At 69.9% G+C, this 16,537-nt stretch carries 13 protein-coding genes and 1 pseudogene; 5 read left to right on the top strand and 9 right to left on the bottom strand.

Going from position 1 to position 16,537, the window contains the following annotated elements:
- The first annotated feature begins 56 nt into the window (after positions 1 to 56).
- The 3 genes from add (GVL03_RS17360) to add (GVL03_RS17350) are packed head-to-tail and all read left to right on the top strand — an operon-like array spanning position 57 to position 2,773.
- The gene (gene add / locus GVL03_RS17360; RefSeq protein WP_159502269.1) at positions 57 to 1,088 is read left to right on the top strand and encodes an adenosine deaminase; all 1,032 of its coding nucleotides are present in this window, start codon (positions 57 to 59) and stop codon (positions 1,086 to 1,088) included.
- A gap of 19 nt (positions 1,089 to 1,107) precedes the next feature.
- A complete protein-coding gene (locus GVL03_RS17355) occupies positions 1,108 to 1,710 on the top strand; it encodes a helix-turn-helix domain-containing protein (RefSeq protein WP_159502268.1) in 603 nt (200 codons plus the stop codon).
- 16 nt (positions 1,711 to 1,726) lie between these two features.
- Positions 1,727 to 2,773, top strand: coding sequence for an adenosine deaminase (gene add, locus GVL03_RS17350; RefSeq protein ID WP_159502267.1), 1,047 nt, complete (start codon positions 1,727 to 1,729; stop codon positions 2,771 to 2,773).
- Between the two features lie 164 nt (positions 2,774 to 2,937).
- Here add (GVL03_RS17350) and GVL03_RS17345 read toward each other — a convergent pair whose 3' ends face one another.
- The 3 genes and pseudogenes from GVL03_RS17345 to GVL03_RS17335 all read right to left on the bottom strand — a co-directional run.
- Entirely contained in the window at positions 2,938 to 4,104 is a 1,167-nt protein-coding gene (locus GVL03_RS17345) for a sorbosone dehydrogenase family protein (RefSeq protein ID WP_159502266.1), read from the bottom strand.
- A gap of 257 nt (positions 4,105 to 4,361) precedes the next feature.
- On the bottom strand, positions 4,362 to 4,670 hold the full coding sequence (locus tag GVL03_RS17340) for a DUF86 domain-containing protein (RefSeq protein WP_306770351.1): 309 nt from the start codon (positions 4,668 to 4,670) through the stop codon (positions 4,362 to 4,364).
- Positions 4,670 to 4,933 (bottom strand): annotated as a pseudogene (locus GVL03_RS17335) (nucleotidyltransferase family protein); the annotation flags it as partial. The gene GVL03_RS17340 and the pseudogene GVL03_RS17335, both read right to left, overlap by 1 nt.
- 358 nt (positions 4,934 to 5,291) lie before the next feature.
- Between GVL03_RS17335 and GVL03_RS17330 the strand changes: the two are divergent.
- Positions 5,292 to 7,625 (top strand): hypothetical protein, encoded by a 2,334-nt coding sequence (locus GVL03_RS17330; RefSeq protein ID WP_159502264.1) that lies wholly within the window; start codon positions 5,292 to 5,294, stop codon positions 7,623 to 7,625.
- A 1,072-nt stretch (positions 7,626 to 8,697) separates the two neighbouring features.
- A complete protein-coding gene (locus GVL03_RS17325; RefSeq protein ID WP_159502263.1) occupies positions 8,698 to 9,435 on the top strand; it encodes a hypothetical protein in 738 nt (245 codons plus the stop codon).
- Positions 9,436 to 10,086: 651 nt separating this feature from the next.
- Here GVL03_RS17325 and GVL03_RS17320 read toward each other — a convergent pair.
- The 6 genes from GVL03_RS17320 to GVL03_RS17295 all read right to left on the bottom strand — a co-directional run bounded on the left by GVL03_RS17320 (position 10,087) and on the right by GVL03_RS17295 (position 16,496).
- Positions 10,087 to 10,482 (bottom strand): CopG family ribbon-helix-helix protein, encoded by a 396-nt coding sequence (locus GVL03_RS17320; RefSeq protein WP_235038218.1) that lies wholly within the window; start codon positions 10,480 to 10,482, stop codon positions 10,087 to 10,089.
- A gap of 239 nt (positions 10,483 to 10,721) precedes the next feature.
- Positions 10,722 to 12,284: a GMC family oxidoreductase gene (locus GVL03_RS17315; RefSeq protein ID WP_159502262.1), complete on the bottom strand. Its 1,563-nt coding sequence runs from the start codon at positions 12,282 to 12,284 to the stop codon at positions 10,722 to 10,724.
- Positions 12,284 to 12,898: a thiamine pyrophosphate-dependent enzyme gene (locus GVL03_RS17310; RefSeq protein WP_159502261.1), complete on the bottom strand. Its 615-nt coding sequence runs from the start codon at positions 12,896 to 12,898 to the stop codon at positions 12,284 to 12,286. Before GVL03_RS17310 ends, GVL03_RS17315 begins: the two co-directional genes overlap by 1 nt.
- A complete protein-coding gene (locus tag GVL03_RS17305; protein ID WP_159502260.1) occupies positions 12,895 to 13,395 on the bottom strand; it encodes a thiamine pyrophosphate-binding protein in 501 nt (166 codons plus the stop codon). Before GVL03_RS17305 ends, GVL03_RS17310 begins: the two co-directional genes overlap by 4 nt.
- A 144-nt stretch (positions 13,396 to 13,539) precedes the next feature.
- Positions 13,540 to 14,994, bottom strand: coding sequence for an NtaA/DmoA family FMN-dependent monooxygenase (locus GVL03_RS17300; RefSeq protein WP_159502259.1), 1,455 nt, complete (start codon positions 14,992 to 14,994; stop codon positions 13,540 to 13,542).
- Entirely contained in the window at positions 14,991 to 16,496 is a 1,506-nt protein-coding gene (locus GVL03_RS17295) for an aldehyde dehydrogenase (protein ID WP_159502258.1), read from the bottom strand. The genes GVL03_RS17300 and GVL03_RS17295 overlap by 4 nt, the downstream gene beginning before the upstream one ends.
- Positions 16,497 to 16,537 lie beyond the last annotated feature (41 nt).

Genomic DNA, 16,537 nt, shown 5'->3' with positions numbered 1-16,537 from the left:
AAGAGACAGCGCACGATCCGCCCCGCCCCACCACCCCGCCTGACCGAAGGAACAGCATGACCGACCTCACCGCGTTCGCGCACGGCCTGCCCAAGGCCGAGCTGCACCTGCACCTCGAGGGCACGCTCGAGCCGGAGCTGAAGTTCGAGCTCGCCGCCCGCAACGGCATCGAGCTCGCGCAGAAGACCGTCGAGGACGTGCGGGCGACGTACGACTTCACCGACCTCACGAGCTTCCTCGCGGTGTACTACCCGGCGATGCAGGTGCTGCAGACCGCCGAGGACTTCCACGACCTGGCGTGGGCGTACCTGCGGCGCGCGCACGCGCAGGGCGTCGTGCACGTCGAGATGTTCTTCGACCCGCAGGCGCACACGAGTCGGGGCGTGCCCTTCGCGGACGTCATCACCGGCTATCGGCGTGCGGCCGTCCGCGCGCAGGACGAGCTGGGCGTCTCGGCCGAGCTCATCCTCTGCTTCCTCCGCGACTTCTCCGCCGAGTACGCGATGGCGACCCTCATGGAGGCGCTGCCGTACCGGGCATGGATCCTCGGCGTCGGCCTCGACTCCGACGAGCGCGACAACCCGCCGGCGAAGTTCGCCGCCGTGTTCGCCCGCGCCAAGGCCGAGGGCTTCTTCCTCACGATGCACTGCGACATCGACCAGATCGGCTCGGTCGACAACATCCGCACGGTGCTCACCGACATCGGCGTCGACCGCATCGACCACGGCACGAACATCGTCGAGGACCCCGAGCTCGTGGCGCTCGCGATCGAGAAGGGCATCGGCTTCACCTGCTGCCCCGTCTCGAACTCCTTCGTGACCGAGCAGATGAAGGCCGACGAGATCGTGGGCCTGCTGCGTCAGGGCGCCCGCGTCACGCTGAACTCCGACGACCCCGCCTACTTCGGCGCCTACGTCGGCGACAACTACGTCGCGCTCGCCGAGCACGCGGACCTGGATGCGGCCGACCTCGTGCAGCTCGCGGTCAACTCGTTCGAGGCGTCCTGGCTCACCGCCGCCCGCCGCGCGGCGTTCATCGCGCGGGTCGAGGAGTACGCCGCTGCGCACGGGGTCGCGCTCGCCGCCTGAGCGGATCGAGCATCGCACCATGAGCGACACCACTGTGAGCGACACCCGCACGCTGTCGGACAGCGACGATGATGCAGCGGCCCGCCTGGGCGCCCGCATCCGCGAGCTCCGTACGGCGCGACGCCTCACCCTCGTGCAGCTGGCCGCGGCGACCGAGCTCTCGCACCCGTTCCTCAGCCAGCTCGAACGCGGGCTCGCGCAGCCGAGCCTCGCGTCGCTGCGGCGGATCGCGCTGGCGCTGGAGACGAGCCCGATCGAGCTGATCGCCGCCTCTGACGCCGAGGACGGACCCGCTGCCGTCGAGGTGCAGCGCGCCGGCGAGGGCTCGCTTCCCGAGGGGTTCGCGTCGGGGGCGGCGCGCCTGCTCGCGCGTGGCGCGCGGGCGTTCCACCCGATGGAGGTGGAGGCCGACGTCCTCGAGCCGGGGGAGCCGTTCGTCCACGCCGAGGAGGAGTTCGTCTACGTCGTGGACGGCGCCATCCGGATCGAGCTCGACGACGCGACGTACGACCTCACCGCCGGCGACTCGATCCACTACTCCGGCGGGATCGCGCACCGGTGGTGGTCGCTCGACGGCTCGCGCTACCGGCTGCTCGTGGTGAAGAGCACGCGCCGCCGATGACGAAGGGACCGAGACGATGATCGCCTATGCCGACTACCTGCAGCTCCTGCCGAAGACCGAGCTGCACTGCCACTTCGTCTCGACGATGAACGCCGCCACCTTCCTCGAGTTCGCGGCGAAGCACGGCGTCGAGCTCTGGGGGTCGGACCCCGATACCCTCTTCGACTTCGCCGATCTCCCCGACTTCCTCGTCGCGTTCCGCCTTGCGCACGACGTGCTGCGCGAGCCGGAGGACTTCGAGCGGGTGGCGTGGGAGGGTGTCCGCGATGCGGTCGCCCAGGGGAACCTGCGCTACCGCGAGTACTTCGTGAACCCGCAGTACTTCGCCGCGCGCGGCCTCGGGTACCTCGAGGTGATGGAGCCCATCATCGCCGGGCTCGCCGCGGCCGAGCGGGACTTCGGCGTCGGGTTTCGCATCGTCGCCGCGATCAACCGCCGCGACTCGGCCGCATCCGCCGTCGACATGGTGCGCGAGGTGATCGCGCATCCGCTGCCAGAGGTCGTCGGCATCGGGCAGGACGACCTGACGCCCGAGAACACCGAGGACCCCCTGCGGTTCGCGGCCGCGTACGAGCTTGCGGCGGCGCACGGCCTGAAGCGCACGGCGCACGTCGGTGAGACCGATCACGCGACCCCGGATGCGGTGCGCCAGGCGATCGAGACCCTCGGCTGCCATCGCCTCGACCACGGGTACCGCATCGTCGACGACCCGGAGATCGTCGAGCTCGCCCGCGAGCGGGGCATCGCGTTCACGACGACACCGGTCTCGACGACGATCTGCTCGGGCTGGACGCTGGATCCGGCGCATCGCATCCGGGCGATGATCGACGCGGGGCTTCGGGTCACGGTCTCGACGGACGACGCGATGTTCTTCCGCACCGACCTGGGGCGGGAGTACCGCGAGGGGCTCGCCGCGATGGGAGTGGACGCCGGCACGGCGAAGACGATCGCGCTGAACGGGGTGGATGCGGCCTTCTGCGACGACGCGCAGAAGGCGCGACTGCGGGCCGACTTCCGGGCGCAGTTCGCCGCGCTCGACGCTCTGCTCGAGCCCGCCGGCTGAGAGGGTGGCGTCGGCCTGCGGGCGTCGCCACGTCAAGATGGCCCCCTTGTCCAGGACGACCCGAAAGCCTCGCTCAGGGACCGCGTGGTGAAGGCCCGGTCGCTGCCCTTCGTCTCGTCTCGGAGCTTCGCTCCCCTCGCTCGGGGACCGATCGCTGGTGATCGTCAGGGTGCCGTGGCGAGCGGCGCGCGCACCAGCTGGTCGTCGTCCGGGCGAGGGTCTCCCCGGCCGTCGGTGTTGTTCGTCAGGAGCCACAGCGAGCCGTCGGCGCCGTCCACGACGTCGCGGATGCGGCCGAGCTCGCCCTCGAACACCGCATCCGAGCTGCGGACCTCGCCGTCGGCGGTGTCGACGACCCACACCCTCTGCCCGCGCAGCCCCGCGACGAACACCGTGTCGCCGATCGCGGCCAGCCCGCTGGGACTCGCCTCGGCGGGCGAGAACTGCAACACCGGATCGATCAGCCCCCCGACACCGGCGATGCCCTCCGTCTCCGGCCAGCCGTAGTTGCCTCCGGGAACGATGACGTTCAGCTCGTCCCAGGTGTCCTGCCCGAACTCGCTCGCCCACAGCACGCCGTCGCTGGTCCACGCGATGCCCTGCACGTTGCGATGCCCGATGCTCCACACGGCGGAGCCGAACGGATTGCCGGGCGCGGCGTCGCCCGTGGCGGTCAGGCGCAGGATCTTGCCGGCGAGGGATGCGGGATCCTGCGCGGCGTCCCGCAGCTGCGCATCGCCCGTGGCGACGTAGAGGAAGCCGTCGGGCCCGAACGCGATGCGCCCGCCGTTGTGCGTCCGGGCGCGGGGGATCCCGGTGATGACGGGTTCCGCCTCGCCGAGGCCGAGCGCGCCCGGCGCCCCGGTGAGCGGCATCCGCACCACGCGATTGTCGTCCGCCGTGCCGTGGTAGGCGTAGAGCCAGGTGGCCTCGTCCTGCCACACGGCGAGTCCGTGCAGGCCCGCCTCACCGCCCGAGACGACGTCGGGCACCACGCCGACCTCGCGCGTCTGATCGAATGCGGTCAGCTCGAGCACGCGTCCGTCGTCGCGCTGTGAGATGAGCGCGCCGCCCTCCGGCAGCGGTACGACGGACCACGGCGCCGCGAGTCCGGTGGCGAGCACCTGCGTCTCACCGGTCGGCTCCCACCATCCGGTGGCGGATGCCGGGACGGACGGTGCCGGATCCCCGCTCGGCGCGGCGGGTGTCGCGGGTGTGGTGGCCGAGGGCGGGGGTGCGGGCGCGCCGCAGCCGACCAGCATCAGAGCGGCGACGGCGGGCGCGGCCCACCCGTGGATGCGGCGTGCACCTCGCCGATGCCGATTCGTCATCGCGCCACCTGCCCCTGTGTCCGCCCCAGCCTCTCCCGCGATCGGCGGGAGAGAGGGCGACTCACGGGGGATGCCCAGCCGCGGGGCGTGCTCTCGGCGACGATCATGGCACGTATCTGCGCGACCAGGATACGATCCTGCTCGCCGGTGGCGGTCCGGACGGCACCGGAGCTGGACGGGTGGGCAGGTTCCGCGTCGATTGCTCGGCAGCCGGGAGCGACCATCGATGCGCCGGTGACCGTCGGATGCGGGCGCCGCTACGGCTGCGCCAGCACGCCCCGGACACGAGCTGTGACGACGGGCACGTGCGTGGAGAGAATCGCCCACACGATCACGGCGTCGACGATGTCGAAGCCGTGCGCGGTCACGTTGCGGGCATCCTTGAGCTTGCGCAATTCCAGCTCGGGATGGTCATCCACGAAGGTGGAAGGCGCCTTGTCGATGCGATCGACGGCTTCGCCTGCACGGATCAGCAAGCCTTCCGCCGCGTAGCGCAGCATCTCGTCTTCGTCGTACCGGTGTTCACCCCGGACGACAAGCCGAGTCGCCGTCTCGCCGTGATCGATCAGATCTCGCAGAGCCCGCTCGACCCGGATGCCGTACCGGTCGGCGACTCCATGGTGGGCGGCCGAGTCGTTCCCAGCGGGCGTGCCTCGGAGAGCAGGCCCGCGTGCTCGGCTTTGAGGCCTCGTTCGAAGACGACATCGACTCGCACGCCGAGCAGCTCGCTCAGCTCACGGGACAGGCTCACGAAGTCCCACGCGCGCTCGGGCGCAACCTTGATCACGATGTCGAGGTCGCTGTCGGGCGTGTCGGTCCCCCGGGCGACCGAGCCGAAGACGCGAGGGTGTTCGCCGGCGTCGGATCAGCTCCAGAACCTCCTCGCGGTGGGAGACCAGGGCAGCCGACGGGCGCGCATCGGGGTGGTGCGGGTCGCCCGGCGCGGACGCGGCGTCGCATCGGCCGGGGCGAGGTACCCGCCTCATCCGCGGGAGGTGTTCCCGGTGCCGCGGCGAGCGGCGTGCGGCGAGCGGATGCGGGTGTGCCAACCCCGTCCGCCGGCCCGGCCTGCCGGGCGACGCGAATTGTCGCGGCGAGCGCAGTAAGGATACCCTTGCCTTATCCGCTCTGTCGCGGATTCGTCCCGGCCGCCCTCAGCGTGTGCCCCATCCTCCGGAGATCCCGTCATGCGTGCATTCTCGCGCTGGGCGTCGACGTTCGTCCTGTCGTCGCTCGTGCTCACCGTTCCTGCCTTCAGCGCTTCCGCCTCCGCCGTCGAGTCGGAGGAGACCGGCACAGCGACACTGGAGTGGGAGATCTCCGAGCTTCAGCAGGTCGCGGCGGCCAACGGGACGTGCGCGTTGTTCTCCGCGGGCGTGGCCGACGGGACCACGGAGGACTGGCGCGCAGTCGATGGCGATGTCACGGTCCTCAAGCGGTCCGAGTCCGGGGCCGCGCTCGAGGTCACCGCGGAGAACGCCTGCGCCACCGTCGACGGCACCCACACCGGCCTCCGGGCGTTCTTCTCGAACGGTGTGGTCGTGGAGGGCGAGGACGTCACGACCATCTCCTGGTCAGGCGCGGTCACGGTCTACTCCTACGGTGGGATCGTGCCCTGGTACATCCAGGATCCCGTCCTCACGATCGATGGCGACACGCGCTCGGCGGGCCTCACCGCCACCGTCGGCGGCAAGGCCGCGCGCATGGACGACCCCAGCCAGTCCCACGATCTCGAGCCGACCAGCGGGGTGACCGTGCTGGAGCTCGACGACGTCAGCCTGATCGACGGTGCCGTGACGGGAACGCCCCGCTACGTCGGCGTGGACTACTTCCCCCTCGTCGAGGCGGACGACCCCGACTCCGGGCGTGAGGCGGTTTCCGCCATCTCGGACTCGGTGAAGGCGGCGAACCCGGAGTGGGGCTCCTGGCCCACCTCGTTCGTCGACTTCCACTACCGCACCGGCCTGTCGACCTACTGGCACACGAGCGGCGGCGGGGCCGACTCCACCAAGGCGCCCAGCGCACCCGGGATCAGCCTGTCGGGCTCGCTCCCGGAGTACGCCGCGAGCCTCTCGATCTCCTCCCAGCCGGTCGGCGTCACCGCGATCGCCGGACGATCGGCCTCCTTCGAGGTCACCGCCGTGGGCGTCGGCGAGCTGAGCTATCGCTGGGAACGCGCCTCTCTGACGAATCCCGCGGTCTGGACGACCATCGAGGGGGCCACCTCGGCGTCCCTCGTCATGGAGAATCTCACCGCCGCCGACCATCTCACGTTCATCCGCGCGGTCGTGAGCGATGGCATGACGAGCGTGACATCCCAGCAGGCGCTTCTCATGGTGGAGGCCGGCGTAGCGCCGGCGAGCCTGAGCTCGACGACGGACGCCTGGGTGTTCGAAGGCCGCAGCTTCACCGTCACATACTCCTTCCTGGGCGCGCCCGCCCCGAGCCTCGCGGTCGAGACGTCGCGGGACGGCGGCGTCACCTGGCTGCCTCTCGACATCGCGCTCGCCGACTCCCGCTTCGCGCTCGTCCCCTTCGACGATGTCTCCGTCGACCTGGACGGCATGCAGTACCGGGTCACCGCGACGAACGAGTTCGGCAGTGCGACGAGCCCTGCGGTCACCCTCCACGTCCTGCCGACACCGGATGTTCCGGCGCTCCTGTGGGATCCGTCGGTTCACGTCGACGGCGCGCCCGCGCTCGTGGCGGGGCTGACCTCTCCGGTCACGCTCCTCGGCGGCGGGTACCCTCAGACCGACGCTCCGCAGCTGGCCGTCGTGCCGGCCGGCGTGTGGAATGCGCGCGGTGACAGCTACGCGGGTGAAGGCGCGTTGACGACTCGCAGCTCGAACGGCAACAACGGTGGCACCTTCCACACCAGCTTCAACCTGGATCTCACGGCCGCCGCCCCCGACACGGCGTACTTTCTGGTCAGCTACAGCCCTGACCCCGTAGACCGGTCGATGGATGCGGCGGTGCCGCTGATCCTCGAGGGGCAGTCGGTGCCGACGTCGGCCCTGTCGGCATCCGCGGAGATCCTCGAGGCCGGGGGCTCTGTGACCCTCACGGCTTCCGTCACCGGATCGCCGGCGCCGGCCGTCGGCTGGCAGCAGTCGGCGGATGGCGAGACCTGGGCGACGATCGAGGACGAGACCGGTGAGACGCTCGAGGTCACCGAGCTCTCGCAGAGCACGTGGTATCGCGTGGTGGCGGACAACGGGCTCGGGACCGCGGCGAGCGCGCCGGTGCTGATCGCGGTCCCCGTTCCCGCCGGGCCGGACGCGGGGGCGACGCCCGGCGCGGGCGACACGCCGGCCGCCGGCGCACCGGACACGGACGCCCCGGGACTCGTCGGACCCGTCTCCGCTTCTCCGGGCGACGGCTCGCGCCTGGCAGCGACCGGCGGAGAGGTCGCTGGACTTGTCACGTCTGTCGTGCTCCTGGCAGCCGGCTTGCTGATGCTGGTGGCGACGCGCCTCCGCCGCCGTGCGGTGAAGGCCAGCGCGGCCGCTCGCTCCTGACCGCTCCCGCCGGCCCGACCGCGTGCGGTCGGGCCGGCGGGAGCGCCGTCCCGCACCACGGCGGCAGGAGCCCCCACCCTCGACCAGCGGCACGACGATGAGGCGGTTTGCAGGACGTCCATGTCGGAGGGATCGTTGTGTTTCATGCTCGCGACGCTGCGGATGCGGATGCGGATGCGGCGTCGCATCGGTCGAGGCGAGGTATCCGCCTCATCCGCGGGAGGTATTCCCGGTGCCGCACAGACGGATGCGGCGTCTTCGCCTGCTGTCTGCGGGTGCGGGTAGCGTGTGCTCATGGTTGATCGGACGCTCCTCGCCCAGGCCAAGGGCCTCGACGTGGCAGAACGCGTCGAGCTGATCAACGAGCCCTGGGCCTCCATCGACGCCGACGCATTGCCCGTCTCTCCTGCCGAAGTCGCCTGCCGAAGTCGCCCTCATCGACCAGCGGCTGGCCGACGCCGAGCCGCTCGTGGGAAGAAATCGAGGCATTGCTGCGCAGCCGGGCCCGGTGAGCTACGCCACGCGGTTCTGTTTCGCTACGACGCGGAACGAGATGCTGAACGTGCGCAGGACTGGTACGTTCTGCACGCGCCAGAGCAGGTCGATCGGTTGCACTGGTCCCCTGTATCGCAACCGAGCACCCGCTCGCTATGACTATGAACCCCGCGGAATCATCCCACTGGCAAGCGGCGATGGGACTCGCAGAGTCTCTCTATGCCGCCCGGATTCGAGCAGGACTCTCTCAGGAAAATGTCGCCCATTAAGCGGGAGTGTCTACCGAGGCATACACCTCGCTCGAGCGCGGATTCACGAGAAGCGGCACCCTCGCCAACCCCACATTAAGGACCCTTGCAAGGGTCTTATCCACACTGGGCGTCATGGTCGCGGAGGTGACGCGTTCGGGCGACGCGTCCGAAGCCCCTTAGCATAAAGAGCAACTCTCTACAACCGCTTGCATACCGTGGGAGACCCCTCGAACGGTCAGTAGCTTGATGCGCAATCGATCACGAGCCGACTACATCGGGTCCCAATCGATGCGCACGAAGGCTGACTAACACCAACAGAGGACCTAATGAAAACACCTGCATCCATCATCGCTACGACATTGTTGGCATCTCTCCTGTGCGTCGGGATCGCCCCCGCGGCTTTTGGTGCGGAGCAGAACCCCAGCACCGATCAAATAGACGAAGGAGCGCTCACCGAGCTGCCCGGAGCCGAAGCCATCCGTGCGAGTGGTGACACAGACCTCTCGCTGGCCGTGATGGTGGATGGGGAACTAACTCCCGTCGACGAACTCATTGACATCCAATCTCTTGACCTAAATGGCTCTGAACCATCCGTTGGGGAAGTCACCCCGCAACTCATCAATCTGGACCAATGGACACGTTGTTACGTATTCGACGAGTTGGATAGCGTCTTCGCGAGCTACATCTTTTACTGGAACGGCGCTGGCAAGGACGTTAGGCTAAAGTGCGGAACCAGCGGCTGGGGATACAAACACATCCAGGCGGAGCATCAGGACGATTGGCAAGCTAAGTACGACAACGCCGTCGCTCAGGGCTGGAACCCAAGCCTCCAAGGAATTCAGAGCTGGGATGATCTCATGAACGTGGTCGTATCGACAATTACGATGTACCCAGACTACGTCGGCAGCAACTCAATTAATCAAACGCAGTGTGGTGTCACGATGGTGTACTTTATCCAAACAAGCACCGGGCTACCGGCATACCAGTTCCGATCACGCGCGGCGTGGGCAACAAACAGTGACCGACTGATCACCGCATTCCCTACGGGCAGTCTGGTCTGCTAGTACGCGATGATGAAATGAGGGAGTGAGGAACGAATTGGTGATAATCGGACCATTTCGTTCCTCACGTCCGAATTCACTCCCCATCCACCATCACGTATTGACTAAACCATCCTTCAACGTCGGCTCGGCTTCCGAGTTCGACACGAAGCCGAGTAAGCAAGCGTGTACCAGATGATTGCCAGGCATCACATTGCTCCTGTGTCTTCCAACCCGTCGTTTGGTTATAGTTCTGCTGCCAGCACCTATCCCATTCCTTCAACTGCGAGACTAACCGGTTAGACAATCCGATGGTCTCCAACAACGATGCATCGTGAGGCTCATCATCACCGGCCGGGTCGCCCCACAACGGACTGCTCGAGTTCATATCGATCGACACCTCGGGAAGCAAACGAAAAAGGGGGCGTCTCTGCATAGTCGGTAACCTTCCGTTCCGGATTGGATTGTCCCCCGTCAAGTAGTTGGCGGGTTCTTCGATCTCAAGTTCTTGGAGGGCAGCTGCGGCCGGCGTAGACGTCGGCAGGCCGGTTTTATGCGGTCGCGTCGCGAGGGTCGACGTATATTATCCGCCCCGGGCCCGTTCTTCGAGTGTCCACCACTGCGCGCGCGTCGCGTTCTCGCGGGTGATCAGCGCCTGCGGCGATCAGATGACCCTCATGCCGCGGAGGTGCGACGCGCGGCGCACCTGGCGTCTACCTCGGCGTTGTCGATGCCCTCACCGGCTCCCAGCGACGCTCGCGCCGCAGAAACTTTCTCCGCCAGGAACGCCTCGTACTCGCGGGCGCGGCGCTGGCTCTCGACGTACTCCCGCATCAGCTCGCGCGCGACCTGGGACGCGGTGCGGTGCGCCGCGGCGGCCTCGGCCATGAAGTCGTCGCGCAATCCCTCATCGAGCTTGAGCGTGAACACCGCGTCGAGAGCCATGAACCGCCTCCGGTATGAACAGCGTATATACGACGTATAGTCTTGTCGGCGGAAGCCGCTGCCAAAGCGGATGCCGCCCGACCGCTCGCTGCGGCTCGCGCCCAGAGCATTGCTGACGAGGATCACGGCGCCGCGTCCCGATCCTGGCAATGAGGCAACAACCAATCGCGTCGCCCCGTACCGGCGCACACGGATCACGGGCCCGGCGTCGCGGCTGTGCGCGGCCGCCACCGCCGCCGCACGGGGTTCGTTGCGGCGTAAGCCGAGCAAGGAGCTCACCTCTCCGAAGGCCTGCCCGGTGAGGATCGGTGCCTCGGATACGCCAGCCCGTCGCGTCAACGATCGATCGCGGAGAACCTCGGCGCTCAGTGCGTTCCGATGAGCTCCGCGGCGCGCTCGGCGATCGCGACGGTCGGCGCCTGCGTGTTCGCGGTCGGGATGCGGGGCATGACCGAGGCGTCCGCGACCCACAGGCCCTCGAGCCCGCGCACCCGCAGCGAAGGGTCGACGACGGCGAGGTCATCGGTGCCGATGCGGGCGGTGCCGGAGCAGTGGAAGAAGCTGCCGATGTTCTCGCGCACGAACCGGGTCTTCGCGGCACGGTCGAGGCCGTGCGGCGGCGTGATCGGCCCCTCGGCGAGCTCGGCGTAGGCGGAGCTCGCGACGAGGTCGTGCACGGCGTCGACCGCCTCGACCATCGCGGCGAGGTCGGTCGGATCGGCGAGGTAGTTCGGCTGGATGTCGGCGGGCGCGGTGGGATCGGCCGTGCGCACGCGCACCCAGCCGACGCTGCGCGAGCCGTAGAGCCCGGGGACGAGCGCGAAGACCCGGTCGCCCGACAGGTCGTGCGCGGCGTGGAGCGCCTCGTCGCCGCGCGAGCCGTGCGCGATGACGGCGTGCAGGTCGGGGCCGGCGGTCGCGTGGGAGCTCCGCCAGTTGAGCATCGCCCCGCCGCCGTTGCCGACGACGGCGCCCAGCCCGGTGCGGGCGCGGAAGTTCATGCCGAGGATCAGCGGATGGTCCTGGAAGTTCTCGCCGACGCCGGGCAGGTCGTGCCGGGGACGGATGCCGGCCGCGGCGAGCCGTGCCGGGTCGCCGATGCCCGACAGCTGCAGCAGCCGTGGGGTGTCGAGGGCGCCCGCGGCGAGCACGACGCGCGTCGCGGAGGTCGTGACGAGCGCGCCATCGACGACGTGCCGGATGCCGGTGACCGCGGTGCCGGCGAGCACGAGCCCGTGCACCGGGCTGCCCACGAGCACGTCGAGGTTCGGGCGGTCGAGGGCGGGCTCGAGATAGCCGCGGGCGGTGCTCCAGCGCTCGAACGCGCCATCCGGGCCCACGACCGCGTTGTAGTCGGCGTACGTCGCGCCGTCGTTCGACGCGGCGTTCGCGTCGTCGATGACGGGGAGCCCCCGCTCGGCGGATGCGGCGATCAGCGCGTGCGCGATCGGGTGCACGTCGGAGAGGGGACCGACGCGCATCGGGCCGTCGAGTCCGCGGTAGGCGGGGTCGCCGCCGGCCCGGGCCTCGGAGCGCCGGAAGGCGGGCAGCAGGTCGTCGTAGCCCCATCCGGTGGCGCCCGCATCCGCCCAGCCGTCGTAGTCGGCGCGGCTTCCGCGATACCAGAGCATGGCGTTCGTCGACGAGCTGCCGCCGAGCACCCTGCCGCGCGGCATCGCGAGCGCGCGGCCCAGCACGTGCTCGGTGGGCGTGGAACGGTAGCCGTGGTCGTACGGGCCGCCGATCAGGGCGTCCCAGTGCGCGGCGTCGAGCACCTCGCGAAGGCCCCGGTGATCCGGGCCCGCCTCGACGAGCAGCACCCGCGCGTCGGGGTCCTCCGAGAGCCGGGCGGCGAGCACGCAGCCGGCCGCCCCGCCGCCCACGACGAGGTGGTCGTAGGCGGCGGCGGGCGAGGACACGACGGGCATCAGTTGTGCTCGCTCGGGCCCATGATCGTGATGCCCTCGGTCTTCTCCACGTGGCGCACGAAGATGTACTTGTCCTCGCGGCCGTCCGAGTGCTTGCGCCGGATGCCGGGCTCGAGGACGCCGTCGGTCTTCGCGACCACGATGTACGGCTCGGATGCGGCGAGCCCCGCGGCGCAGTGCGCGTCGAACTCCTCGAGGGACTCCGCCGTGTACGCCTGCTCGACGCCGGCGCCGCGGGCGATCGCGGCGAGGTCGACGCGCCCCTTCGCGGTGTGCGTCGGCGGCCCGCCGATCGACTGGTACTGCTCGTTGTCCCAGACGACGACGAAGAGGTTCGCAGGCTGCTCGTTGCCGAGGGTTGCGAGGATGCCGAGGTTGAACAGCAGCCCGCCGTCGGTGTCGAGCGACACGATCCGGCGGTGCGGCAGGCCCACCGCGAGCCCGAACGCCTCGGGGGTGACGCAGCCGAGCTGCTGCTGGAAGAGGCTCGCGTCCCGCATGTGGGGAGCGGCGTTGTACCACTCGTCGACCGCTCCGCCCAGGGAGAGGATGACGAGCTCGTCGGCCAGGCGCGCGCCCAGCAGCTTCATGGCTTCGAATCGGGAGTAGCTCATCGGACGAGGTCCCCTCCGAGGACGACGGCGGCGTGGTAATACGACGCGTAGGCGGTCTCATAGGCGTTCACGACGGCCTGCTCGATCTGGTCGACGTCGCGCACGAGCGTGTAGGGCGTGCGCAGTGCCTGCAGCAGCGGCTCCATCGTGATCCCGTGCGGGATCGCCCACCAGTTGTTCTCGCCGAGCTCGCCCCGGTAGCTCATGATCATGACGACCGGGATGCCGGCGCCGAGCCCCATCCGCGCGAGGTGCTCGGTCGCGGCGCGCAGGCCCGAGTTCTCCATGACGAGCACGGCGCGCTTGCCGGAGAGGAAGACCCCGCCGGCGATCGCCGCGCCCTCGCCCTCATTCGTGACCGGGATGGTGCGGATGTCGGGGTCCGCGTCGAGCGCCGGGTAAAGCTCCTTCAGCAGGGAGTCCGGCAGGTAGGTGGCGACGCTCACCCCGGCCCTCTTCAGGCCGCGGATCACCGCCTCGACGGCATCGGCTTTCATTCGTTCTCTCTCATTCGTCGTCTCCGTGTTCGGGGTGTTCGTTCGTCACCGGTGGCCCTTCGTCTCGTCGCTTCGCTCCTCGCTCAGGAACCGGAGTCCGGTCGCTGAGCGAGCGAAGCGAGACGAAGCGTGAGGACTTTCGCTTCAGAGCGCCGCATGCGTCCTCCCCGGTGACGGCGCGTCGTCGGCCTCGCGGGCGGCGAGGCGGTGGGCGCGGTGCGTGGGGGCGAGGCGCGCGCCGGCGCCGAAGTGCTCGCGCAGCGTCGTGCCCTCGGGGGAGCCCACGCGCCCACGGGCGGTGAGGATCGGCAGGACCAGCTCGATGAACGCGCGGTACGCGCCCGGGCCGCCGAAGGTCGGCTCGAGCATGATGCCGTCGATCCCTGCGCCGTCGACGATCGCCTCGATCTCGTCGGCGACCTCCTCGGGCGTTCCGGTGATCTGGAACCCCCGGATGGCCTTGGTGCGGAACTGGTCGAGGATCTCGCCGACCCGCATCTCGGGGTTCTGCCGGGCGTAGCGCTGCACAAGCGTCTGACCGAGGTCGGTCTTCAGGTCGACGACCTTCGAGTCGGGGTCGAGCCCGGTGAGGTCGAGCCCGGTGATCCCGGCGAACATGACGGCGGCGTCTCCCCGGTCGAGCAGGGCCTCGTACTCCGCGCGCAGTACCTCGGCCTCGGCGCGGGTGGGCGCGACCGTCACGGTCATGCCCGTGATCACCGCCACGTCCTCGGCGCGGCGCCCGCCGAGCACGGCCTGCTCGCGGATGTCGCGGACGTGCGCCGCGGCGCTCTCGATGCTCTGACCCTGGATGAAGACCGCCTCGGCGTTCTGGGCCGCATAGGCCCGGCCGCGGTCGGAGGTGCCGGCCTGGAAGAGCACGGGGGTGCGCTGCGGGGTGGGCGGCACGGCGAAGACGCCGCGCGAGCGCTGGTGGGCTCCGTCGACCTCGACGCGATGCAGCTTCGCCGGGTCGGCGTAGACGCCGCGGGAGCGGTCGCGCACCTCGGCGTCGTCGTCCCAGCTGTGCTCCCAGTGCCGCAGGCACGTGTCGAGGAACGCGTCGGCCGCGTCGTAGCGCGCATCGTGCGACAGCTGCTCGGTGATGCCGAAGAGCTCGTCGGTCGTGGCCTGGGAGCTCCCGGTCACGACGTTCCATCCGATGCGCCCGCCGGTGAAGCGGTCGAGCGTCGCGAAGCGGCGGGCGGTCGCGTAGGGGCGCTCGACGGTGGTCGGCGAGGTCACGACGAACCCGAGCGTCTCGGTCTCGCGCGCGAGGGCGGCGATCGCGAGCATCGGGTCGAGGGCCGGGAACTGGATGCCGTGCGCGGCGACCTCGTCCGGCATCCGCCCGCCGAGCGTCGCGTAGCCGTAGGTGTCGGCGAAGAAGAGGAAGTCGAATCCGGCCGCGTCGAGCTCGCGGGCGAGGCCGGCCCAGTGGTCGAGGCGGTCCCAGTGGTCGCCGCGGCCCTCCGGGTGCGTCCAGGTCGGCATCCCGTTCGAGGGGTTCATCATCTCGAAGACCCCGAGCCGGATGCGGCCGCCCCGTGCTGTCGGCGCGGATGCCGTATCCGCCGCGTTCTCGGGCCGTGCGCTCATACGACCATCACCACCGATTTCGTCTCCAGGTAGTTCTCGAGCCCCTGCGGGCCGTTCTCGTAGCCCCAGCCGGACTCCTTGTGGCCGCCCTTGGGGAGCTCCGGTCCGAGGAAGGAGTGGCAGTTCACCCAGACGGTCCCCGCCTGCAGCCGCGCGGCGATGCGGTGGCCGTTGCTCAGGCCCTCGGTCCATACGCTCGCGGCGAGACCGTAGTCGCTGTCGTTCGCCCAGCCGACGACCTCGTCGAGGTCGTCGAAGGGGGTGACGACGGCGACAGGGCCGAAGATCTCCTCGCGCATGAGGCGCATGTCGGCGGTCACGTCCGTGAGCACGGTCGGGCTGAAGAACGTGCCGTTCGAGCCGCCGCGCTCGCCGCCGGTGACGACGGTGACGCCCTCGGCGACCCCCTCGTCGACGTACGCGGCGACGCGCTCGGCCTGTGCGGCGCTGACGAGTGGCCCGAGGTCGGTCGCGGCGGCGAGGCCGTGCCCCATCCGGAGCCTCCGTCCGGCCTCGGCCATGCCCGCGACGATCCGGTCGTACACGTCGCGGTGCGCGTAGACCCGCGCGCTCGCGACGCACACCTGGCCGCCGTTGTCGAAGATGCCGCGCGAGACGCCCTCGATCGCGGCGTCGAGGTCCGCATCCGGCATCACGATCGAGGGCGACTTGCCGCCGAGCTCGAGGGTGAGGCGGGCGAGCCGGGATGCGGCGGTCTGCACGAGGCGCTTGCCGACCGCGGTGGAGCCGGTGAAGGCGATCTTCGCGACGCCGCGGTGCTCCACGAGTGCCTGGCCGGTCTCGTGTCCGTACCCGGTCACGATGTTCACGACGCCGTCGGGCACCCCGGCCTCGACGAGCAGCCGCCCGAGGTAGAGGGCGGTGAGCGAGGTGTGCTCGGCGGGCTTCAGCACGATCGTGCATCCGGCGGCGAGGGCGGGTGCGAGCTTCATCGCCGTCATGATCATGGGCGAGTTCCACGGCACGATCGCGGCGACGACGCCCACCGGCTCGCGGCGCGTGTAGGCGAACACCTCCTTGCCCTCCGGCGTGCGGCTCAGCGAGGTGGGGATGGTCTCGCCGAGGATCTTCGTCGGCCAGCCCGCGTAGTAGCGGAACTGGCTGATCGCCGCGGGGATCTCGCCGAACCGGGACGTGCGCAGGCTCTTGCCCTGGTCGAGCGTCTCGAGCTCGGCGAGGGTCTCGAGGTGCTCCTCCATGAGGTCGGCGATGCGCCAGAGCAGACGGGTGCGGTCGGCGGGCCGCATCCGGGCCCAGGCTCCGAGCGCCTCGCCCGCGGCGGCGACCGCGCGGTCGACGTCGTCGGCGCCGGCGCGGGCGACGCGGGCGAGCTCCTCTCCGGTCGCGGGGTCGCAGGTGGCGAAGTCGGCGCCTCCGCTCGCGGCGGTCCAGCGGCCGCCGATCAGCAGGCGTCCGGGGTCGTCGGCGAGGAAGCGGGCGGTGCGCTCGCTCAGCGGACCGCGATCGAGGTCGATCGTCATGGTGCGTGCCTCTCGTGTCGGGTGGGGTGGTCGTGCGGGGC

This window comes from Microbacterium sp. 18062, from assembly GCF_902706225.1.
Taxonomy (GTDB): Bacteria; Actinomycetota; Actinomycetes; order Actinomycetales; family Microbacteriaceae; genus Microbacterium.
The sequence above is the reverse complement of the archived record's forward strand: the minus strand, read 5'-3'. Positions and strand labels throughout refer to the sequence as shown.